The sequence below is a fragment of the Bifidobacterium sp. wkB338 genome (assembly GCF_003688325.1).
GTDB lineage: Bacteria > Actinomycetota > Actinomycetes > Actinomycetales > Bifidobacteriaceae > Bombiscardovia > Bombiscardovia polysaccharolytica.
The window spans coordinates 26,041-49,374 of sequence record NZ_NPOR01000022.1 but is presented as its reverse complement, the minus strand read 5'-3'; the positions used below and the strand labels follow the sequence as shown (position 1 = coordinate 49,374).

Here is a 23,334-nt window from a genome sequence, read left to right as displayed (position 1 = left end):
CGCACAAGTGCGCGGTAATCGTCACCCAGACCGGCGGCATGTGCAGGGCCACCAACTACTATGGCCTTCTGCGCAAGGCCATGGCTGATGCGGGCTATGGCTACGTCCCGATCATTACGCTGAGCGTCCAGGGATTCCGGGCCAACCCTGGTCTTCAGGTAACCCCAGCCCTGCTGCACCGCGCCGTCAAGGCCTTCTATCTGGGCGATGCCATGATCGAGTGCCTGCTCAGGGTTCGCCCCTACGAGCAGGAGCCCGGATCAGCCAACAAGCTCTACAAGCTCTGGGACACGATCTGCAAGGAAACCATCGAGCACCACGGGTACTCCAAGACTGCCAAGAAGGTGTACGGCCACGGCTATCTGCCCTATGGCACGCTGATGAAGCGGATGATCCGGGCCTTCGACCAGCTGCCGCTGCGCAATATTCCCCGCAAGCCCCGGGTGGGCGTAGTCGGGGAGATTCTGGTCAAGTACCATCCCGATGCCAACAACCACGTGGTTGACCTGATTGAGAGCCAGGGCTGCGAGGCCGTGCTCCCCGGTGTCTGCGACTTCATGGTCAACGGCATCTCCAACGCCGAATGGAATGAAGAGATGCTGGGGACAGGCGGCCAGGTGGGTGTCAAGAAGATCGTCCTCAAGGCTGCGGATGTCTACCGTGCCCCGATGATTGCCGGCTTCAAGGCTTCCCATGGGAAGTTCGACATCCCCGCCCACATCAGCGATCTGAGGGAGAAGGCCGCCTCGGTCACCTCCTTGGGTGTTCAAGCCGGAGAGGGCTGGCTCCTGACTGGAGAGATCATCGAGCTTATTCAGTCCGGTGCTCCCAACATCGTCTGCGCACAGCCCTTCGCGTGCCTGCCCAACCATGTGACTGGACGTGGCATGTTCGGCAAAATACGCAGGACCTACCCGGAGGCCAACATTGTCTCGATTGACTACGATCCCGGCGCCTCGGAGGCCAACCAGCTCAACAGGATCAAGCTGATGATCGCCGCTGCCAAGAAGCCGGGCGACCAGCAAAAGCTCAGCCAGGACCATAAAGCCGACGACGGCTTCCAAGCAACGGAGGCGACCGGTCTGGATGCGGGGCAGGCAGCACCCGTCCAGGACGAGGAGAAGGTTCTGGAGAGCCTGTAGCCGCTAGGCCGAGGCCGGTGTTTGGAGCCAACGCGTCGGCCTCGGAACTGCTGAACCACGAAGATCAAGGAAATAGGGGGGTTCCCATGACCAGCCGCGAAGAGATCAAGGCTCTGCTGGATACCGACCAGATATACATTGCCGATACACCCGAAATGAAGCAGGTCCAGGACGCCCAGCAGGATCTGGTCTTCGAATTCAATGCCTGTCGTCCCAGCCAGGTGGAAAAGAAGCAGGATCTCTGCAAGCAGATGTTCGGTTCATTCGGCGAAGGAAGTTGGATTGAGGGGCCAGTGCGGGCCAACTGGGCCTGCAACACCTACTGGGGGAGCAAATGCTATGCCAACTTCAACCTGGTTCTGGTAGACGATGGACGCATTGACATAGGCGACCACACCATGTTCGGGCCCAACGTCACCATCGTCACCACCGGGCACACCATTCGCCCCGATATACGTTCCTATGGAACGCCCCAGTTCACGGTTCCGGTCAACATCGGCAGGAATGTGTGGATCGGAGCAGGCGCCATCATCATGCCGGGAGTGACCATCGGAGACAACACGGTCATCGGGGCAGGATCCCTGGTCACCAAGGACATCCCTTCCGACGTGGTCGCCTACGGCCATCCCTGCAAGGTCGTCCGCCCCATCAATGACCACGATTATGAATTCTTCTGGAGGGATCGCCGGTTTCATCCGCCTTATGATGCCCGGCCCTTCATAATGGATTAGGCGGGTTGATTGAGAGCTGGCTCCCTGGATTCCTCTGCAGTCTGGTGTCTGGCATCCGTGTGCTGGTTTAATTCCGGCGGGCACGGTTTTAGCCTCGGCGATGCCTGGGTTTGATCAGCTCCTTGAACCGGTCCCATTCTCGGACGTAGCCGATTCTCGGCTCACGTACCGTTGAGGGTATACGGCAGCCTTACTCATGGCTATTGTTTCGCTCTGCCGGGATGTGTCTTTATCCTGGTGACTGAAACATCAAGTGACCTGTTCTCTCCGGGTATTCCGGCTGGGTGAATGGGCATATAGGAACGCTATGCAAAGGAGCAGAAGATTCATGAATAAGAAGGCAAAACTGATCTGGATAGCAACCACTCGCCAGCAAGCCATGCAGGAACATCCTCTGGCACTTTCGACTCTGGAGTCATCGCCCGATCTGGAATGCACCGGCGGTAAGTTGCAGGCTCTGCGAGGGTTTGGCGGCTGCTTCAATGAGCTGGGGTGGCTGCCCTTGCAGGAGTTGGGGGAGGAGAAACGTGAGGGGGTCATCCGTGAGCTCTTCAGCCCTGATGAGCTGAATCTGACCTTCAACAGGACCCCGGTCGGCGCCAACGACTTCGCCGCGAGCTGGTACAGCTACGACGAGACCGACGGCGACTACGACCTGGAGCATTTCAGCGTCGACCACGACGAGCAGACCCTGATTCCATACATCCGACAGGCCCAGAGGTATCAGCCGAACATGGGACTGTTCGCCAGCCCCTGGAGTCCGCCCACCTGGATGAAACGGCCCAAGGTCTATAATTTCGGGCGAATCGACATGAGCGAGCGCAATCTCACTGCATATGCCCGCTATCTTCTGGAATATGTGCGCGAGTATGATCGCCGTGGCATCCACATTGATCAGCTGCATGTGCAGAACGAGGTTTTTGCGGACCAGAAGTTCCCCTCCTGCCTCTGGTCCAGCGAGGACATGCGCATCTTCATCCGTGACCATCTGGGCCCCCTCTTCGCCAAAGAGGCATCGGATACGGCCATCTTCCTGGGGACGCTCAATGGTCCCGAGGATATGGAGTTCGGCCCCGAAGGCATGATCCTGGAGAACTACAACCGGTATGTGGACAACATCCTTTTCGATGAGGACTGCCGTAGGTATATCGCCGGCATCGGTTACCAGTGGGCCGGCCAGCATGTTATCGAGCGCACCCATCAGTCCTGGCCTGAGATTGAGCTGGAGCAGACCGAGTCCGAATGTGGCATGGGCGGCAACACCTGGGAGTACGCCGAATACGTTTTCTCGCTGGTCAACCGGTATCTTCGTGCTGGAGCCACCTGCTATACCTACTGGAACATGGTCCTGGGCCAGGGCATATCCACCTGGGGCTGGCGGCAGAACTCCCTCTTCTCCGTCGACACCACAACCGGCCAGGTCAGGCGAAATCCCGAGTACTACGTCATACGCCACTACTCGCACTATGTGCGCCCGGGCGCTCGCCTGCTGGATACTCGCGGCCATTTCAGTTCCATGGCCACCGCCTTCGAAAATCCGGATGGATCGGTCGTTGTCGTGGCCCAGAACGCCCTGGACCGCGCTATGCCCTTCTCCTTCTCTGGACCCGGAGGGGATAGCGAAAGGAGCCAAGGTTTCCAAGTGACCCTGGAGCCACGATCTTTCAACACCTTCGTCCTATGAATTGAATCTCGTGGATTAAGATTGGAGTTCATCATGTCAGACCACGTGGTTCGGACCACGGACCACCCAGCTTTCCAAGGTAACAGGCGCCTTCCGGACAGGCTCATCTTCGGATGCTCCTACTATGATGAATATATGGTTTATGAGCGGGTGGACAAGGACATGTCCATGATGAAGTCCGTCGGTATCACAACAATGCGTATTCCCGAATCCACTTCGGGAACCTTGGAGTCTTAGCTCGGTGTATTCGATTTCAGCCATGTGGGCCGAGTACTGGATGCCGAAAGGCGCCTCGGCATCCAGGTCATCGTGGGTACACCCACCCATGCCGTCCCCGTCTGGCTGGCAAGGACTCCCTGACCACCATATAAGAAAGCGGGAATTATAAGCTAGACGGATGACAGAATCTGAGGCCTGTCCTAATCCGGGATCCGCGACCCCTCTGCGTAGACTAGAGTGGTGATAATGAGGCATAGAGTTTCGTACGCTCACCTGGGTGCGAAGGTGAACCCAAAACATGTGGCCAGCCTGGTCGACTACTTCGAATCCGGGTGCAAACCTGACAGCGAATTCCGCTATGGTGTCGAAATAGAGCATCTGCCTGTGCGCAGAGGGGACGACAAGGCTGCCGGTTATTATGGCCGGGACGGCGTGGAAAACCTTCTGAAGGATTTGCGCCCCTACTACAGGCATGAAGAGGAGTACTGGGAGAATGGCCACCTTCTGGGTCTGGGCAGACCGCTGATGAAGGTCTCCCTGGAACCGGGGAGTCAGGTCGAATCATCCATAGGGCCCTGTGGAACCCTGGGTGAGTTGGTTGATCTCTACCAGTCCTTCCGTCAGGAACTTGACCCGATTGCCTCCAGAATGGGATTCCGCCTGGTTAACTACGGCTATCAGCCACGGTCCGGCTATGCCGATATCAAAGTGGTCCCCAAGGACCGCTATGCGGCCATGACCGACTACCTAGGTCGAGTGGGTCAGTATGGCCTCTGTATGATGAGGTGTTCGGCATCCACGCAGGTAAGCATCGACTATCGGGATGAGGCCGATGCCGTAGCCAAGCTCAGGGTGGGAACCGCACTGGGGCCAGTGATCTCATGGTTCTTCAAGAATTCACCTTGGTTCGAGGGCGGACCCAACCCCTATCCCCTCCTACGTCAGAGAATCTGGGATTTCACCGACTTCCAGAGAACCAACATATCCCCCGGCCTCTTCGATCCTGACTTTGGCTGGGAGGATTACGCGGTGGATCTCTTGTCGACCCCGCTCATGTACGTGGATTTGACACATACGCCCGAAGCGGCCGGGTTGGAACAGGAAGGTCTTCGTCGTGTGGCCTTCAAGGACAACGCTGCGGATGTTTACCCGGACCGCCGCCTAAACGACTACGAGGTGGGTCACATCCTATCCACCCACTTCAATGACGTCCGTTTGAAGAAGATTGTGGAACTCAGGCATTGGGACTCTTTACCCATAGCCCGAGCGATTCGTCTGACCGGAGTGGTCGGGGACACTTTCTACGACCAAGCCCAGTTTGAGCGGTTGACGGCTTTCTGTTCTCAGCTGGAGGAAGCTGACGTTTTCGCAGCCAAGGCCGACCTCCAGGCTAGGGGATCCCAGGCCAGGCCCTACGGACGATCGCTGGATGAGTGGGGAAACCTGCTTGGTGTGGAAGACAGCCTGGACAATCTGCCCGGCGACCCGGTACACCCTGATGTCTTCCAGGTCTAGGGTGGGCGTTCTGGTTCGGCCGGGTTCATGCCCCAGAACGACTGTGGCGATGTGAATGGGATTCTGTCCCTCAGCGATAGCCGCTCCAGGTGGGCAGGGGGAAGATGACCTCCTCACAGGCGGCCCAGAGCTGATTAAGGTCCTGACCGGGGGTGCGCAACCAGCGCAGCTGGATTCCGTCCATCATGCTGTATCCAGCTTGGAGTAATGGACGCAGACTTGTGCCCTCCGGCAGGGCCCACCGAATATTCATGGCAGTGTCAATACTGCCGCGCTCGCGGTCCTCGAAATAGGAATGTGCTGGGTGGTGGGGATCAAGGGCCTCGGCGCTCAGGGTCGAGAACATGTGGACCAGAGCTGGGCGACCGGCGTTGATGGCGACCACCTGCCGCCACATTTCGGCCAGGAGGGGTTGGTTCTTGCTCCTGATGAGGCGGTCCAGCACCCGGTCCGTCTCGGAGTCGTATATCTCGTTCATTACTAGGTGCAGGAGGCCGTCCTTGCTGCCTACATGATGGAGGACACCGGCCTTGGTCATGTGAACCCGGTCGGCTATACCCTGCAGGGTGGTCCCGTAATATCCCCTCATGCCGAAGGATGCGACTGCAGCCTCGATGATGGCCTGCCTGCTGGCGCGCCCGCGTCGGCGGGGCAACCCATCATCTGCTCTTTTGCCGCTGTCCCTGTCCGCCATCGCAGTCTCTTTCCGCCCCCACTGGCTAGTTCAGTCCAAACCACCCGGTCAGGAACTCAGTTATAGGAAGGTTACCAACCATCTGGTTACCTGTGAAGCCATGCGTCGGTGGTGTGTCGACCCTATGAAAATGCTAATCTACCTACCAATTGGTCAGTTCCACGAGACTCGTCAGATTGGCCCTCTTGACCCTGGCTTGGCTTTCCGGGATGGGCTCCGGAAGGGTCTTGGGCAGAGTACGGACCTGCACGACTGGCTGAGAGATACACCGAGTGTGTATGCGAAAAGGAACGTAACAGGCAAGGAAGCATGGAGCGGAGAGTATGAGTAACACAGAATATCCCACAGTCAAAGATTTGACCCTTGAGGAGAAGGCCAGTCTGACATCGGGGCAGGATGCCTGGCACCTGCAGTCGGTGGAAGGCAAGGGGATCCCCGGGTACATGATCACCGACGGCCCCCATGGCTTGCGCAAGGCCGACAGTTCTACAGGCAATGTGGATGTGAACCAATCGGTCCCCGCCACCTGCTTCCCACCGGCTGCGGGAATGGCCAGCTCTTGGGACCCGGACCTTGTTGACCGGGTGGGTCAGGCCATGGCCGAGGAGTGTATCCAAGAAAAGGTGGCGGTTATCCTGGGCCCCGGCGTGAACATCAAACGCAATCCCCTTGGTGGCCGTTGCTTCGAATTCTGGTCGGAAGACCCCTATTTGGCTGGCCACGAGGCAGTGGGAATCGTCACCGGCGTCCAGTCCAAGGGGGTGGGAACCTCGCTGAAGCACTTCGCCGTCAACAACCAGGAGACCAACCGAATGCACGTGTCGGCCAGGGTGGGTCAGCGTGCCCTACGTGAGATATATCTACCGGCCTTTGAACACATCGTCAAGGCCGCCCAGCCTTGGACGGTCATGTGCGCCTACAATCGTGTCAACGGGGTCCATGCCGCCCAGGACAGCTGGCTCCTCACCAAGGTTCTGCGGGACGAGTGGGGGTTCAAGGGGATCGTAATGAGCGACTGGGGGGCCGACCATGATCGGGTGGCATCCCTCAATGCTGGTCTGAACCTGGAGATGCCACCCAGCTTCACCGATGACCAGGTCGTCAAAGCGGTACAGGATGGCCGCTTGTCCGAAAAACAACTGAACCGGATGGCTCAGGGGATGATTGACCTGGTCAACAAGACCCGTCCGGCCATGCAGACCCAGGGCTATAAATACGACGTGGAGGCCCACAATCAGGTAGCGCGTCAGGCAGCCCTGGAATCCATGGTCCTTCTCAAGAATGAGGGGGGTATTCTTCCGGTCAAGCAGGGAGAATCCGTGGCTGTGATCGGCGAGTTCGCCCGCACCCCCCGCTATCAGGGTGGCGGATCCTCCCACATCACCCCGACCAGGATCACCAGTTTCCTGGATGCCGCGGCAGACAGGGGACAGGTCGTTGACTTCGCCCCCGGGTTCACCCTTGATGAGGCTGAACAGGACCAGAGCCTGACGAACCAGGCACTCCAGGCCGCCTCCAAGGCCGATAAGGTTCTTCTCTTCATGGGGCTCCCCGAGGAGGCCGAGTCTGAGGGATTCGACAGGAAAACCCTGGACATCCCCGCCAAACAAATCGAGCTCCTGGAGGCCATCTCCGGTATCAACCCAAACGTTGCAGTCATACTCTCCAACGGATCCGTGGTCTCTCTGACCCCCTGGAGGGACCAGGCCAGAGGGATCATCGAGGCCTGGCTCCTGGGTCAGAACGGCGGGCAGGCCCTGGCTGACGTAATATACGGGGATGTCTCTCCGTCGGGCAAGCTGGCCCAGACCATCCCCATGGACCTCTATGACGACCCCTCCATGGTCAACTGGCCTGGTGAGGAAGGCCATGTGGACTACGGTGAGGGCATCTATGTGGGCTATCGCTACTATGACACCTTCCACAAGGAGGTGGCCTACCCCTTCGGCTTTGGTCTGAGTTACTCCGAATTCAAGATTGACGATATCCGCGCCCTTCCTGACGGAAGGGGAGGAGTGCGTGTGACGGCACGGGTGAGCAACCTATCAGACGTGGACGGCGCCCAAGTGGTTCAGGTCTATGTGGCTCCGCGCTCGCATCGGGTCTCACGCCCGGTCCACGAACTCAAAGGGTTTAGGAGGGTTTTCCTGAAGGCAGGTCAGAGCGCTGAAGTTGTCATCGACTTGGATTCCCGGGCCTTTGCATACTGGTCGGAGGCATATGGCGACTGGCATGTGGAGAAAGGGACCTATGGAATCCAGGTGGGCTCCTCCAGCCGCGACATAAGCGCACAGGTGGACGTGGACCTGCCCGGCGACGGCAAGCGACTTCCCCTGAACGAATGGTCCACCCTGCGCGAATGGGAGGATGATCCGGTCGGTGGGCCCATCGTCCAGAAGATGAAAGCAGAGGGGGAGGCCGGCCATCTGCCTAAGTTGGACGATGCGGATGATTCTCCCGCCTCTTTCCTGGCTGGCATGCCGATTAATTCATTTTCCGTCCTGGTTGGCGAAGGAGGTACGAGGATGACCTCCTTCCTCTTAGATGAATACGCGCGCCAGACCGGGGTCCAGTGAGTCCGACACCCATATTCGGGTCGCTGTTATCCAGTCAATGGACACGGGGAGATCGGCGGCCGGATGGTTCGATGCCAGACCGATTGATCAGTGCAGAGACAGAGATATGCATCAAGATGAGGCTCGAGAAGGAACAAGAATGGCAGAGATGAAAACCGAAGATCAACGTCCGATCAGGGGTATGCCGTACCAGGATTCGACCCTGCCCGAGGGGGAAAGGACCCAGGACCTCCTGTCCAGGATGACATTGGAGGAGAAAGTTGGTCAGATGATGCAGCTGGAGGGAAGGAAGGAGTGGTTGCCGGATCTCATACTGGGCAGACACGTCGGATCCATCCTCCACACCAGCCCTGATGATCTGCCCGGGGCACTGACTATGGCCGTCCAGGAGACCCGGCTGGGGATTCCCCTGATAGTAGGCGACGACTGCATACATGGGTACTCCTTCTGGCCTGGGGCCACCATCTTCCCCAGCCAGCTGGGCATGGCGACCTCATGGGACCCCGAACGGGTCCGTCAGGCGGCCAGGGTCACGGCCGAGGAGGTGTCAGCGACCGGGGTCCATTGGACCTTCTCGCCGGTCCTCTGCATCAGCAGGGACACCCGTTGGGGCCGGGTGGATGAGACCTTTGGGGAGGATCCCCTCCTGATCGGAGACTTGGCCTCGGCCATGGTCAAGGGTTACCAGGGGGGAGCCAAGGCCGGAGAGCCCCTTCCCAAGGACGCTATCATGGCCTGCGCCAAGCATTTCGCGGGTTATTCGGAGACCCAGGGGGGCAGGGATGCCAGTGAGGCCGACCTTTCCCACCGCAAGCTCATGTCGTGGTTCCTGCCCCCGTTCGAGCGGGTCGCCAGGGAGGGCTGCGGATCATTCATGCTGGGGTATGAAGCCATTGACGGTACTCCGGTCACTCTGAACCACTGGCTCCTTGATGAGGTCCTGAGGGGGCAGTGGGGTTACCGGGGGATGCTGGTGACGGACTGGGACAATGTGGGCCGCACCGTGTGGGAGCAACATATAGAGCCCGACTACACTCATGCGGCAGCCGATGCTGTCAAGGCCGGCAACGATCTGATGATGACTACCCCCCAGTTTTACGAAGGGGCCTTGGAGGCCGTCCGTTCCGGCATTCTGGAGGAGGACCAGCTGGATCAGGCCGTGGGCAGGATTCTGGCCGTCAAGTTCCGGCTGGGACTCTTTGAGAATCCCCGTCTGCCCGACCGGGAGAGAATCCGGACGACCATAGGTTCCCAGGAGCACAAGCGCACCAACTTGGAACTGACACGTGAGTCGGTTGTTCTTCTGCGCAACGACGGTTCTCTCCCTCTGAAGGCCGGAATGGTACCGCGACAGGAGGAGAGTGTCCACAGGCTGGCCGTGGTGGGACCTCTGGCCGATGATGCCCAGTCCCAGTTGGGAGACTGGTCCGGGGCTTCAGGCCAGGTGCCCTGGATGCGCCAGGGTCAACCCAGGGAGATGATCGTTACTGTTCGTGACGGTCTGACCTCCCTCCTTCCTGAAGGTTGGCAAGTGGACTATGCCCGAGGGGCGGATATTATTACCATGGTGGACGATCCTGCCGGCCCGACCTTCCATGATGGCCAGCCCAGGCCCAAGATCGCCCAGTCAGCTCCCACCGATCAGGACCAGCTGGATCAAGCCGTCCAGACGGCCAGGCGGTCTGATGCGGTCATCGCCGTCGTCGGCGACTTGGTCCAACTGACGGGGGAGGGGCGGTCGACGGCTACCCTCGAACTTATGGGTGGGCAGGCTGACCTGATCCGAGCCCTTGTCGATGTCTGCAGCCAGGAGGACAAGCCCCTTTGCCTGGTTCTAATGAGTTCCAAGCCCTTGGTCCTTCCGGCCGAGGCCGACCTTGCTAACGCTCTAATCTGGGCACCTAGCCCCGGTATGGAGGGTGGAAGGGCCATAGCTGAGATAATCCTGGGCCTGACCGAACCCTCGGGTCGCCTGCCCATCTCCATGCCCCGGCACGTGGGCCAGCTACCGGTCTACTACAATCAGATCCGTGGTCAGCATGGCAACCGGTACGCCGACTTGACCCAGGATCCCGCCTTCGTTTTCGGCGAAGGCCTGTCGTACACGACCTTTGAATATGGACGCCCCTCGATCAAGGGGGGTCCCGGCCCCTTTGCCCACGACCAAGTTATCCACGCCAGTATCCCATTGATGAACACCGGCGGCCGACCCGGTGTGGAGGTGGTCCAGGCTTATGTGAGGGATCTTGTTACATCGGTCACCTGGGCAGACCGAGAGCTCAAGGCCTATAAGAGGGTCAGCTTGGAACCCGGTCAGACCGCCCAGGTCGAATTGGACATTCCGGTCTCCGCCTGTTCCATCGTCGACTCTTCGGCCCACCGGGTCGTCGAGGATGGGGAGTTCGATCTCCTGATCGGCCACTCCTCCAATGAGGACGACCTCCAAGCGGTCCGGTTCAGTGTGACCGGGACCCGGTCCGTCTAAGGAGCCAAGGGGCACAATTGGTCCCATCACAGCAATCCGGCCCCGAAGGGCTTACCGGAGGTGATTCCCCGGCACTTCCTTCGGGGCCGGATCGTCCCTATCATTACGCCATCTCGAGGCGGCTGCATTATAAATCGATTCTCTTTGACTAATTACTTACTCATGAGTAAGATAAATTCTGTAAGTGGAAATCCAATCTGATTCGTATGGGATGGCCCGCCGCGCAGGAGCGGTTCGCTATCTACACCGCCGCTCAATGTTGAGGGACGGGCGAGGCGAAAGGAGCAAGGTTGCAAGTGGAATCCGTACATCCAACAATCCCATCGCGGGGGGGGGGGCTTATAAGCCACTGGTTTTCCCGCTTCAGGCGTCAGTGGCAGTTGCAGGTCATGATCGCTCCAGGCATCCTCTTCATGGTGGTCTTCAACTTCATTCCAATATATGGTCTGGTGCTGGCCTTCAAGAACTACACCGTCGTCGATACCATCGGTGACTCCCCCTGGGTGGGCCTGGACAACTTCCGGATTATTTTGTCGGACAAATACTTCTGGGATTCCGTCTGGAACACCCTGGGCATCAGTTCAATTAAATTGATACTGGGCTTCATTCTGCCCATCATCCTGGCGGTCATGATTTACGAGGTTCCCTGGGGGCCCTTCAAGAAAATCGTGCAGACCCTGACCTACCTGCCCCACTTCTTCTCCTGGATCATTCTGGGAGGCATGATGATCAGTTGGCTCTCATCCAACGGTCTGCTCAACCAGATACTCCAGATTTTTGGCTTCCAGGCCAATACGAACTACCTTCTGGATGCGGGCAAGTACTGGGGCATAGCCTCCTTATCAGACGTGTGGAAAGAGGCCGGGTGGGGTACTATCCTCTACCTGGCAGTCATGTCCAACATCGACCCTTCCCTTTATGAGGCGGCGGAGATGGACGGGGCATCCAAGATCCAGCGGATATGGCACATCACCTTGCCTGAAATCAGCGGGATGGTCACCCTCAATCTGATTCTCTCCGTATCGGCTCTCTTCAATTCCAACCTGGACCAGACTTTGGTCCTGATGAACTCTCAGAACCAACCCAAGGCGGAGGTTATCAACTCATACGTCTACAGAATGGGTCTGACACAGGGCGACTTCTCCTATGCCACAGCCGTCGGCCTGGGGGTTTCGGTCATATCGGTCATCCTCCTGGTGGCCACCAACCTGTTGAGCAAGAGACTCAACGACAACCAGTCGGTGCTCTGAGGAGGAACCATGTCCAAAGTCAAACAAGATGCGGCTTCTGTCGCTCCGAGCCGGAGGATCCGCCACAGTTCGGTCACTTTTACCATCGTCAACTGCGCCCTTCTGGTGGTCTTCACCCTCCTGATCGTTGTACCGGTATGGAACATCGTCATCTCATCATTCTCCTCCTCCAAGGCCCTGGGGGTTGGGGTGGCCTTCTGGCCCAAGGAGTTTTCCTTGGACAACTACACCTATGTCCTGAAGGACAAGACCATGTGGAACGCCCTGTTCATTTCTGTAGCCAAGACGGCGGTGGGAGTGGTATGTCACACCCTCTTTTGCGCCCTCTTCGCCTACCCGATGAGCAAGGCCTACCTGGCAGGGCGTAAGCTCTACTCGGCCATGGGGATCGTGACCATGTTCTTCTCCGGTGGGATGATTCCCACCTTCCTCCTGATCAAGTCCTTGGGGCTGCTCAACACTTTCTGGGTATACATAATCCCGGCCCTCTTCAGCTATTACGACATCATCATCCTGATGAACTTCTTCCGCCAGATTCCTGACTCCCTGATGGAGTCGGCCCGTATCGACGGTGCGAGTGAATGGAGAGTCTTCCGGTCAGTGGTTCTTCCCTTGTCGATGCCTGGGGTCGCCACTATCGGCCTCTTCCACGGGGTGGCCCAATGGAACGATTTCATGACCACCAAACTTTATGTCAACAATGAGGCCCTCTACCCGCTTCAGATGCGCCTGTACGACATAATCGTCCAATCCCAAGCGGCCACACAGAACGCCAACATGGGTCATCTAGTTCTGGACACGACCTCGCGCGGGGTCAGGCTGTCGACCATCATCATCACGGTTCTGCCCATCCTGGTGCTTTACCCCTTCGTTCAGAGGTATTTCATCAGCGGTTCCATGGCCGGTGCGGTCAAGGGCTGACTGGTCGTCACGGATCGAGAAGAGCTAAGGAGCATTCATGCGTAAGAAAACGATTGTGTGCAGAAGGTTGAAGTCCCTCTGCGCGGTGGTGATGATCCCGGCTGTCTTGGGCGGTCTTGCGGCCTGCGGGATCGACAACAGCTACACATCGCACACGGTGGCCCAATTGCCAGCCCCGGCCTACAGGCTTTCGCCCGACAAGCCGGCCTGGCAGATTGACGGACGTAAGAACAACAAAATCCTGTGGTATGTCAATGCCGATTGGTGGAACAAGTCCTTCGGGAAGGACATGATCACCCGCCAGATCAAAAAGGACCTGAATGTGGACATCGAGTTCGTCACGGGAGACGACAGCAAACTCAATACTTATTTTGCCGGTGGTGATCTGCCGGACCTGATCACCGTCCTGGATGCCAACTCCCGGGTGGTCAAGGCAGCCAAGAACTGGGCATACCCCCTTGATGACCTGGCCGACAAGTACGACCCTTACTTCCACAAGGTGACAGCCAAACAGACCATGGACTGGTACCGTCAGGACGATGGGAAAACCTATGCGTACCCCTCTTATTCCAACACGGAGATGGACTACAGGGACGGGACCGTGCATGCCTCAAGCGGTTTCATCATCCGCAAGGATGTACTGGCTGCCATCGGAAGGCAGGATTTCACCACCCCGGAGGGTTTTCTGGCTGGGATGAGGGCCATCAAGGAGAAGTTCCCCGACCTGATCCCCTTTGGCTTCAATGAGTTCAACGGGACCAATTCCTCTCTGGACGTGACCCTGCAAAACACTCTGGGGGTCCCGACCACCAAGGCCGGCCACCGCTTTTACGATCGGAGGGAGGATAAGGACTATCTGACTTGGCTGGACACCTTCCGCCGTCTGCATGCTGCGGGTGGGATATCCGACGATTCCTTCGCCGACGACGGTGATGCCTTCAACGAGAAGATACAGTCGGGCAAGTATGCCAGTATGTTCATGGCCAGCGTGGTCAACCACGGCCTCTGGCTCCAGACGTGGGCCTCAGCCCACCCCGACAGCCAGTATGTGGCTATCGATGGTCTGCGCAGTACTCAGGGGCGCAAACCCACACTGACCGATGCCGGCCTGAGCGGCTGGACCATAAACTTCATCAGCAAGGGTTGCCGGAATCCCTCCAAGGCCATCCAGGTCTTTACTTACCTCCTGAGCGACTATGGACAGATGTTGGTCAATTACGGGTTCGAGGGGAAGACCTACACCAGGGGGCCGGGCAAGATTGTCATGTGGACACCCGAAGCCAACAAGGTTAGGTTGACCGACAGTAAGAAGTGGCAGAATGAATACCGGATTGCCGAATTCGTTCTCTTCGGCCACGATCGCTACAAGGCGCTCAACCCTGAGTCCTTTACGGATGCGGTCCGCCAGATCCAGAATTTCGGACAGCCTTGGCTGACCACCCAGTACGAGATAGAGAACATAGCCCCCGACCAGGGCACTCTCCAGGCTCGTTCCTACTCGGCAATCGAGACCAAATGGTCGACCATCCTGGTCTCCCTGATCAGGAGCGGATCCGAAAAGGACTTCAGAAATCTGGTGGAGCAGTACGGCCAGTTCCAAAAGGAGAACAGGATTGACGAAATCAATAAGGTACGGGATGCAAAGATCGCTGCCAATCTGAACAGGCTCAAGGGTTCACAGACCAGGAGCTGAAGGAATGACGATCAGGATTTTCCGCAACAGCAGGGCAGGCCAGATGAGAAAAGAACTTGGGCCAGTTGGAAGGGGAGCCGGTGATTGGCGGGGCGGTCGACAGATGGGCGAAGACCGTCCGAGCGTCATCCTGGCGACCGATCCTTCTGCCTACCTGGTTTGCCACCGTTTGCCTTCTCGAACCAGGCTGTGCCTCATGAGGACCCTCTTCGACCTGACGCCGGTAATCAGCCTGTCTCTTTTGCACAACCCAATCTGGTTCTATGACTGTTCCCACCACCCCTACACCTATGACGACCCCAACGGTGGCCGGGAGGGCAGGTTCCTTACAAACTTCTCCTTCAGTATCCGCAAGGACCTCTGCCGGGCTTTGGACCGTGCCGGTTTGCAAACGAATATCCTAGGATATGAGCACAACCGGGACCGGACAGACCACCCATTGGACCTCATCGACATGGCGGGTGGGGTCCTGGACGGAATCGCCTGTTACTGGTATGACAGCAGGCCCGAAAGCCAGACGAAGGTCAGCGCGCCGAGGCCTGTTTACGGGGCCTATGTCACGGAGGGTTCGGAAGGAGAGTGGATACCCAGACTTCACCAGACCTTGGCCCACCTGATGTCCATGGGTATCGAGTTCATGCGCCAAAAGGCCCGCTACCTGGTCCTGTGGAATCTCACACTGGACGAGAAGGGCGGGCAGGTCATCTCAGGCTTCGGTACCAGTACCTGTCGAGACCTGGTCAAGGCGGACCGAAGAGGAAGGATCACCAGTGATCTGGACTACTGCGGTCTTGCTCGCTTCAGTCGGCTCAATAGGCCAGGCGGCAGAAGGATCAGTATGGAACAGGCCGATTATCTGTCTGACTTTGCCTTTGGGAACACCGACGGAAGCCAGGTGGCTGTCCTTTGCAACAGTGGCTGGAGGGAGATCAGAATTGGGGTCCGTTTCGTCCTTGGTCGCCGGGGTCAGGAGGCGGAACCGACCCTCTGGACCGTGATGGCTGTGACCCTTGTCTGCGGACCGGGCCCAAGGGAGGGCCTATGAGCAGGATCTTCGCTCTGGACGGTCCCCTTTACCGTTGCCTGGATAAGGGCTGGCAACTCCTCAAGTTGAACCTTCTTTTTCTCGTCTCCTGCCTTCCTCTGGTGACGGTGGGGGCCGGACTGACTGCCCTTTTCGCTGTGGTTTTCGCCCTGCAGGAGGAGGGAACTGTCCGGGTGGGTGTCCGCTATTGGAAGGCTTTCAAGGCACGCCTGGCCAGGTCGACCCAGGTCTGGCTCCTGGTCGTGGCCGTGCTAACTGCCTTAGTGGGGGCTTACTTCCTTTTGGCAAATCTCACGCGGGGGTCTCAACCGGTCCTCCTTACCTTTATGGTCCTGGTGGCCTTCCTTCTTCTGGCGGCCATGCCCCTGTTCCCACTCCTGGCCCTAGGTCTGTCCTCCGACCTTGGCGGAGCCGGAGCCTCCATTATGTCGGACCAGAGCCTCAAGAACCCCTCCCTTGGAAAGCTCCTGAGGACTTCGCTAGGTGTGGGGGTCGGGCATGTCCTGGAATGCGGAGGAATGTTCCTCCTCCTGGCCCTCACCTGCCTGCTTCCTATCTTCTTGCCGAGACTCTGGCCACTGTGGCTCCTTTTTGCCGGCTCCCTCCTGGCCTTCCTCCAGGCCTGGCTTTTTCGTCGAGCTTGCGGGGTCCTGCCGGTCCGAGCCCGTCCAGATCAGGCAAAAGGCAGAGGCAGTGAACGGTCCACAGGGGGTGATGGTCTTGATGGCGGAGACCGACCTGGCCCCGGCAGGCGATGAAGGGGAAGGAGAAGCTGGCATGATCCGGAAGGTGAAGAAGACAGATGGGCCGAGTGAGGGTGGGGACCACACCCGCCACCGCCCCGAGACTCTGCACAAGCGGGAAGAGATATTGAAGGCTGCCCTTGATGTCTTCGGCCGGAAGGGTGCTGCCAAGGGTACCCTTGAGGAGATTGCCGACAAGGTGGGAATGACTCGGGCCGGCATCCTCCACCATTTCGGTTCAAAGCGCAAGCTCCTGATCGAGGTCCTCAGATACAACGATCAGGCCGAAGTGGCCGGCCTCCCTGACAGGAAGATGCCCGGAGGTAGTGCTGGTTTCGATCATCTCTTGCAGACCATCGTCGACCATGCTCGCAATCCCGAGATCGCCCGCTCCTTCATCACCCTCTCTTCGGAATCCATCACCGAGGGGAATCCCGGCCATCCTTTCTTCAGAGAACGGTATGCCAGTCTCCGTCAAGAGGTGGCCGAGTGGATGGTGGAGCTGGGCCGCGACCGGGGAAAGGTAGTGGACCAGGATCTTGCACTGATGGCCTCTTCGTCCATACTGGCTCTTATGGACGGCCTCCAGCTCCAGTGGTTGATGGACGAGGGGGAGGAGGGGCAGATTGACATGGTCCGGACCCTCTCCTTCGCCATGCATGTGATCGTAGCGGCCGCGCTGGGAAACCAGATGGCTGGCCGGGATGCCGAGCCGGATGCCGGGACAGGGGGAGAGTGGGGGTGAGGGGCCCAGTCAGCGGTGTGACGAAATGGGTCCGCCTGATGATTGTCCGCCTGGTGAACCGGATTCCCCTCTTTCCTTAGGCGATGATACTATCCATTCATAGTGGGCCTTGATCCGTCATCAGCGGGGAGCCCTCGGAAGAACGGGATCGCATGCGGCGGTCCTCAGTAGAACCGACGGGTGGGCCCGCATAGCCCAGTTCAAGCGGTCCGGCGCGGGTCATTGGCCGGGCAAGCGAGGTGGTACCGCGGTGGGCCCCATGGGTCCCTCGTCCTCGGCATGGCGACATGAACGACCAGCGAGGAGCGTGAACGGTGAATCAGACCACTGATACCTCAGATGCGACAAATCGGGATGGTGAAGTCTATCCCAAGGCGGTGGTGGACCCGGCTCTGGCCAAGGTGACGCCCAATCCCTCCTTCCCCCACATGGAGGAGTCCGTTCTGGACTACTGGGATCAGGACGACACCTTCAACAAGTCGGTGGATCGCCGTCCGTCCGGCGACCACGCCGACAACGAGTTTGTCTTCTTCGACGGCCCGCCATTCGCCAACGGCCTGCCCCACTACGGGCACCTGCTGACCGGCTACGTCAAGGATGTCATTCCCCGCTACCAGACCATGAAGGGCCACAAAGTCAACAGGGTCTTCGGCTGGGACACCCACGGTCTGCCCGCCGAGCTGGAGGCCCAGCGCGAGCTCGGCATCGACAGCGTGGATCAGATCGAGCAGATGGGCATCGAGAAGTTCAATGACGCCTGCCGCGCATCCGTGCTCAAGTACACCAGCGAGTGGAAGGACTACGTCCACCGTCAGGCTCGCTGGGTGGACTTCGACCATGGCTACAAGACCCTGAATGTCTCTTATATGGAGTCGGTCATGTGGGCCTTCAAGACCCTCTACGAGAAGGGGCTGGCCTACGAGGGCTACCGGGTGCTGCCCTACTGCTGGAAGGACCAGACCCCGCTGTCCAACCACGAGCTGCGCATGGATGCCGATGTCTATCAGGACCGGCAGGACACCACTGTTTCCGTGGCCGTCAGGCTCAGGGACGAGGATGCCTATGCGGTCTTCTGGACCACCACCCCCTGGACTGTCCCAACCAACCTGGCCATCGTTGTCGGCGCAGACATCGAGTACTCGGAAGTCAGCCCGGTGTCGGGGCCTTTCGCCGGCAAGCGGTTCTATATCGCCACGGCCCGTCTGGGTGACTACGCCAAGCAGCTGGGGGAGGACTACCAGGTGGTCCGCACCCTCAAGGGGTCCCAGATGGAGGGCTGGCGGTACTGGCCGGTCTTCCCCTACTTCGCTGGAGAGCAGGCCGAATCCGAGGGCGGCACCCCCGGCCCCAATGCCTATACGATCTACACGGCTGACTACGTCGACACTGTGGAGGGCACTGGCCTGGTTCACCAGGCTCCCTATGGCGAGGACGATATGAACACCCTGAACGCCAAGGGAATCCGCAGCGTTGACGTCCTCGATGCAGGCGCCGTCTTCACCGAGCAGTGCCCCGATTACCAGGGCATGCAGGCCTTCGATGCCAACATGCCCATCGTGCGCAACCTGCGTGCAGGCGACGGCCCCCTGGCACAGATCCCAGCCGAGCATAGGGCCATCCTCTTCCAGGAGAAGAGCTATGTCCACTCCTACCCACACTGCTGGCGTTGCGGCACCCCGCTGATTTATAAGCCGGTCTCCAGCTGGTTCGTCTCCGTGACCAAGATCAAGGACCGCCTGCTGGAGCTCAACCAGCAGATCAACTGGATCCCCGAGAATGTCAAGGACGGCCAGTTCGGCAAATGGCTGGCCAACGCCCGCGACTGGTCCATCTCCCGCAACAGGTTCTGGGGCTCGCCCATACCGGTCTGGGTCTCGGACGACCCCAAGTACCCTCGGGTGGATGTCTATGGGTCCCTGGATGAGCTCAAGCAGGACTTCGGCCGTTACCCGACCGATGACAAGGGGCAGATCAACATGCATCGGCCCTGGATCGACCAGCTGACCAGGCCCAACCCCGACGACCCGACCGGCAAGTCCACCATGCACAGGATCACCGATGTGCTGGACTGCTGGTTCGAGTCGGGCTCCATGCCCTTCGCGCAGTTCCATTACCCCTTCGAAAACAAGCAGTACTTCGAAGACAGGGATCCCTGCGATTTTGTGGTGGAGTACATCGGCCAGACCCGTGGCTGGTTCTACACCATGCACATCATGTCCACGGCCCTCTTCGACCGTCCGGCCTTCAAGAACGTAATCTGCCACGGCATCGTCCTGGGCTCCGACGGTCAGAAGATGAGCAAACATCTGCGCAACTACCCGGATGTGAATGAGGTCTTCGACAAGTACGGATCCGATGCCATGCGCTGGTTCCTGATGAGCTCTTCCATCCTGCGCGGCGGCAACCTGGTCGTCACCGCCGATGGCATCCGCGACACAGTCCGTCAGGTCATGCTGCCGGTCTGGAGCTCATACTACTTCTACACGCTCTATGCCAATGCGGCCAACAAAGGCGCCGGCTACCAGGCCCAGGCGCTGACACCGGACCGTGTGGCCGACCTGCCGGAGATGGACCGTTTCCTGCTGGCACGGACCCGTCGGCTGATTCAGTCGGTGCAGAAGGCCTTGGACGATTTCGCCATCTCGGAAGCCTGCGATGCGGTGACTGACTTCATCGATGTGCTGACCAATTGGTACATCCGCAACAACCGCGACCGCTTCTGGAGCGAGGATCACCAGGCTTTCGACACCCTCTACACAGTCCTGGAGGCTTTCTCCCGTGTTCTGGCCCCGCTGGCGCCCATGGAAGCCGAGCAGATCTGGCGGGGGCTGACCGGCGGTGAGTCGGTACATCTGGCCGACTGGCCCTTCCTGGCCGACGAGGCAACCGGGCAGGAGACCCAGCTGGGACAGGTCCTGCGCGACGATCCTGCCCTGGTAGCCGCCATGGAGAAGGTCCGCGAGGTGGTTTCGGCCACCCTGGCCCTGCGCAAGGCCGAGCAGATCCGCGTCCGCCAGCCCCTGTCCCGGTTGACCGTGGTGGTTCGTGACCCTGATGCGGCCCGCTCCTATGTGGACGTGCTCAAGTCCGAGCTCAACATCAAGGATGTGGAGTTCTGCACCCTGGATCAGGCCGGCCAGCATGGTCTGAGAATCATCCACGATCTCAAGGTCAATGCGCGCGCGGCCGGACCCCGACTGGGCAAGCAGGTCCAATTCGTCATCCGTGCCTCCAAGCAGGGCGACTGGTTAGAGCAGGACGGGCATGTGGTCGTCACTACCCCCGACGGACCGGTGACCCTGGAGCCAGGCGAATACGAGCTGGACAATCGAATCGAGCAGGAGGACGGCTCCCAGGCCGACCGGTCGGCCTCTGCAGCCCTGCCCACTGGTGGCTTCGTCATCCTCGACACCCAGCTGGATGACGACCTCTTGGCTGAGGGCTACGCCAGGGATCTGATACGCCAGGTTCAGGATGCCCGGAAGACCGCAGGTCTGGACATCGCTGACCGGATTCATCTGACCCTGACCCTGCCCGGAGAGGATGCCTCCAAAGCCCAGCAGTTCAGCGACCTGATTGCCCGAGAGACCCTGGCCACCAGCCTGACCGTCAATGCCGGCGATCTGGATCAGCCGCAGGTCAATTTGGTCAAGGTCTGATCGTAGCTGTACAAAAGGGCTTCCATCCTGTATCAGATGGAAGCCCTTTTCCGTTCGACCTGCCTGGCTGGGTGTCCGCTTGTGTCACACTTGGCCGCCCAGCGGGCAGCGAAGTTTGCAGATCAGCCCTTGACCTTGTCGCTGACCTGGTCCAGGGTCTGCATATCCTCGTCGCCCAGTTCCAGATGGGCAGCGGCCAGAAGGGCTGGCAGCTGCTCAGGGGTGCGTGCAGAGGCGATAGGGGCCGCAATCCCAGGCCTGTGGTTGAGCCAGGCCAGAGCTACTGTGGCCAGCTCGACCCCGTGGGCCTTGGCGATGCCGTCCATGGCGGCGACCACATCCAGCCCCTCCTGGGTGAAGAAGTCCTTGACCATGCCCTCACGCTGCTTGCCCTTGAGGTCGTCCATGGTCCGGTACTTGCCCGTCAGGAAGCCCGAGGCCAGTGAGAAGTAAGGGAAGACCGCCAGATTCTCGTCCTTGGCAGCTGGCATAAGGCCATTCTCATAGTCCTTGCGGTAGACCAGATTGTATTGCGGCTCCAGGGCCACCGGCAGAGTCAGGCCTTCCTTGCGAGCAATGCTGAACCACTCGCGGATCCGGTCCGGCGTGTAGTTGGACAGGCCGATGGCCCGGACCTTGCCCTCCTTGACCAGCTTGTCGAAGGCTGCTGCGGTCTCCTCCAAGGGGGTGGAGCTGTCGTCGAAGTGGGCGTAGTAGAGATCGATTACATCCAGGCCCAGCCTGAGCAGGGAGGCATCGGCAGCGGCCTCGATATTCTTGGCCGAAAGACCGGAGTACTGGGGGTGCTGGCTGACCTTGGTAGCCACCAGGACCTTGTTGCGGTTGCCGTTCTTGGCCAGCCAGCGGCCCAGGACGATCTCGGATTCGCCGCCGGAGTGGCCGGGGGCCCAGGCTGAGTAGACGTCAGCTGTATCAATCAGGTTGCCTCCGGCTGCCGTGTAGGCGTCCAGGACCTGGTCAGACACAGATTCGTCGCTGGTCCATCCGAAGGTGTTGCCGCCCAGGACCAGGGGGAAGATTTCGGCGTCGATGCCGCGTAGTTTTGCCATATTCATCCTTTCGGGTTGAAGTCTTGTTAAGCCGAGTCTATTACGGCTTTAGTGCCCGAACCTATTATTCAGACGAGCCCATCATGTATGGTGATGAGAGGAAAGGCTGGAATGATGCGGTTTTCAGGTCCGGCATCCAAGGGTTTTAAGCTCGAAGGAGAACACTCATGCATCTAGGCATCGCCATTGTGATCGCCGTGCTGGTTCTGGCGCTGATCATCTTCCTCCTGGGGATTTTCGTGGTTCCCCAGCAGCAGGCAGATGTCATTGAGCGCTTCGGCAAGTACCACCGTGTGGTGCTGGCGGGCATCCATGCCAAGATCCCCTTGGTGGACCGGATAGCCGCCAAGACCAACCTGCGGGTCAACCAGCTGAACGTCAAGCTGGAGACCAAGACTAAAGACAATGTCTTCGTCACCGTGGAGGTCTCCGCACAGTTCCGTGTGGAGCCGGCCAATGTGGCTACGGCATACTACGAGCTGGTCGATCCGGCGGGCCAGCTACGCTCCTACATGGAGGACGCCCTCAGGTCGGCCATTCCCGCGCTGAGCCTGGATGACGCCTTCGCTCGCAAGGACGACATCGCCTCCGACGTTCAGCAGACCGTGGGCCAGGAGATGCAGCGTTTCGGATTTTCGGTCATCAAGACCTTGGTCACCGCCATCGATCCTTCCACCCAGGTCAAGCAGGCCATGGACTCCATCAATGCGGCCCAGCGTGAGAAGGAGGCCACCAGGGAGCGTGCCGAGGCCCGTCGGATCGAGATCGAGACCCAGGCCAGGGCGGATGCCGAGAAGACCAGGATGCAGGGCGAGGGCCAGGCCAACTACCGGCGGGAGATCGCCAACGGCATTGTGGATCAGATCAACAGTCTTCGGGCCGTAGGTATGGATATCGATGCCGTCAACAACGTGGTGCTTTTCAACCAATATCTGGATGTTATGCGTTCGCTGGCCGAGTCCGACAATGCCAAGACTCTGGTTCTGCCTGCGGCGACCCCCGGCGGCTACAACGAGCTCTTCAACCAGATGACCGCAGCGCTGATGACTGCCCAGAGCAGCCAGGGGAGTGCGGATCCCCGCCATGGTCGCAGGAGCGCAGGCACAGAGAGCGAGACCGGGGCGCCGATACTGTAAAGGCTTGTAAAAGAGCTCGACCAAAA

At 59.2% G+C, this 23,334-nt stretch carries 15 protein-coding genes and 1 pseudogene; 14 read left to right on the top strand and 2 right to left on the bottom strand.

The features are described from left to right. Positions 1 to 1,228: 1,228 nt before the first annotated feature. From CI603_RS04870 to CI603_RS04855, 4 genes and pseudogenes are all read left to right on the top strand, one after another. Positions 1,229 to 1,873 carry a sugar O-acetyltransferase gene (locus CI603_RS04870; protein WP_121913261.1) on the top strand — a complete coding sequence of 215 codons (645 nt, stop codon included), beginning with the start codon at positions 1,229 to 1,231 and terminating at the stop codon, positions 1,871 to 1,873. Between the two features lie 328 nt (positions 1,874 to 2,201). Continuing rightward, on the top strand, positions 2,202 to 3,557 hold the full coding sequence (locus CI603_RS04865; protein WP_395947970.1) for a glycoside hydrolase family 30 beta sandwich domain-containing protein: 1,356 nt from the start codon (positions 2,202 to 2,204) through the stop codon (positions 3,555 to 3,557). A 252-nt stretch (positions 3,558 to 3,809) separates the two neighbouring features. Continuing rightward, positions 3,810 to 3,917: pseudogene (locus CI603_RS09100) on the top strand (hypothetical protein); the annotation flags it as partial. Positions 3,918 to 4,019: 102 nt separating this feature from the next. Next, positions 4,020 to 5,291 carry a glutamate-cysteine ligase family protein gene (locus CI603_RS04855; RefSeq protein WP_121913289.1) on the top strand — a complete coding sequence of 424 codons (1,272 nt, stop codon included), beginning with the start codon at positions 4,020 to 4,022 and terminating at the stop codon, positions 5,289 to 5,291. Positions 5,292 to 5,361: 70 nt separating this feature from the next. Here the strand turns inward: CI603_RS04855 and CI603_RS04850 are convergent, their stop codons facing one another. Further along, positions 5,362 to 5,985 carry a TetR/AcrR family transcriptional regulator gene (locus CI603_RS04850; RefSeq protein WP_121913259.1) on the bottom strand — a complete coding sequence of 208 codons (624 nt, stop codon included), beginning with the start codon at positions 5,983 to 5,985 and terminating at the stop codon, positions 5,362 to 5,364. Between the two features lie 323 nt (positions 5,986 to 6,308). Here CI603_RS04850 and CI603_RS04840 point away from each other — a divergent pair, with 323 nt between their 5' ends. The 9 genes from CI603_RS04840 (at position 6,309) to ileS (ending at position 21,102) form a co-directional block, all read left to right on the top strand. Next, entirely contained in the window at positions 6,309 to 8,561 is a 2,253-nt protein-coding gene (locus CI603_RS04840) for an exo-alpha-(1->6)-L-arabinopyranosidase (RefSeq protein ID WP_121913257.1), read from the top strand. A gap of 148 nt (positions 8,562 to 8,709) precedes the next feature. Continuing rightward, a complete protein-coding gene (locus tag CI603_RS04835; RefSeq protein ID WP_121913288.1) occupies positions 8,710 to 11,046 on the top strand; it encodes a glycoside hydrolase family 3 N-terminal domain-containing protein in 2,337 nt (778 codons plus the stop codon). Between the two features lie 389 nt (positions 11,047 to 11,435). Further along, on the top strand, positions 11,436 to 12,296 hold the full coding sequence (locus CI603_RS04830) for a sugar ABC transporter permease (protein WP_110425597.1): 861 nt from the start codon (positions 11,436 to 11,438) through the stop codon (positions 12,294 to 12,296). A 9-nt stretch (positions 12,297 to 12,305) separates the two neighbouring features. Beyond that, on the top strand, positions 12,306 to 13,217 hold the full coding sequence (locus CI603_RS04825) for a carbohydrate ABC transporter permease (RefSeq protein ID WP_121913256.1): 912 nt from the start codon (positions 12,306 to 12,308) through the stop codon (positions 13,215 to 13,217). 37 nt (positions 13,218 to 13,254) lie between these two features. Beyond that, the gene (locus CI603_RS04820) at positions 13,255 to 14,910 is read left to right on the top strand and encodes a sugar ABC transporter substrate-binding protein (RefSeq protein WP_220702259.1); all 1,656 of its coding nucleotides are present in this window, start codon (positions 13,255 to 13,257) and stop codon (positions 14,908 to 14,910) included. A 4-nt stretch (positions 14,911 to 14,914) separates the two neighbouring features. Continuing rightward, a complete protein-coding gene (locus CI603_RS04815; protein ID WP_121913255.1) occupies positions 14,915 to 15,955 on the top strand; it encodes a hypothetical protein in 1,041 nt (346 codons plus the stop codon). Further along, the gene (locus CI603_RS04810; protein ID WP_121913254.1) at positions 15,952 to 16,713 is read left to right on the top strand and encodes a DUF624 domain-containing protein; all 762 of its coding nucleotides are present in this window, start codon (positions 15,952 to 15,954) and stop codon (positions 16,711 to 16,713) included. Before CI603_RS04815 ends, CI603_RS04810 begins: the two co-directional genes overlap by 4 nt. A 19-nt stretch (positions 16,714 to 16,732) precedes the next feature. Next, on the top strand, positions 16,733 to 17,443 hold the full coding sequence (locus CI603_RS04805; protein WP_121913286.1) for a TetR/AcrR family transcriptional regulator: 711 nt from the start codon (positions 16,733 to 16,735) through the stop codon (positions 17,441 to 17,443). A gap of 314 nt (positions 17,444 to 17,757) precedes the next feature. After that, positions 17,758 to 21,102, top strand: coding sequence for a mupirocin-resistant isoleucine--tRNA ligase (gene ileS, locus CI603_RS04800; protein WP_121913253.1), 3,345 nt, complete (start codon positions 17,758 to 17,760; stop codon positions 21,100 to 21,102). A gap of 122 nt (positions 21,103 to 21,224) precedes the next feature. Here the strand turns inward: ileS and CI603_RS04795 are convergent, their stop codons facing one another. Further along, entirely contained in the window at positions 21,225 to 22,172 is a 948-nt protein-coding gene (locus CI603_RS04795; protein WP_121913252.1) for an aldo/keto reductase, read from the bottom strand. A gap of 167 nt (positions 22,173 to 22,339) precedes the next feature. On the opposite strand from CI603_RS04795, the gene CI603_RS04790 reads away from it, so the two are divergent. After that, a complete protein-coding gene (locus CI603_RS04790) occupies positions 22,340 to 23,308 on the top strand; it encodes an SPFH domain-containing protein (RefSeq protein ID WP_121913251.1) in 969 nt (322 codons plus the stop codon). The last annotated feature ends 26 nt before the right edge of the window (positions 23,309 to 23,334 follow it).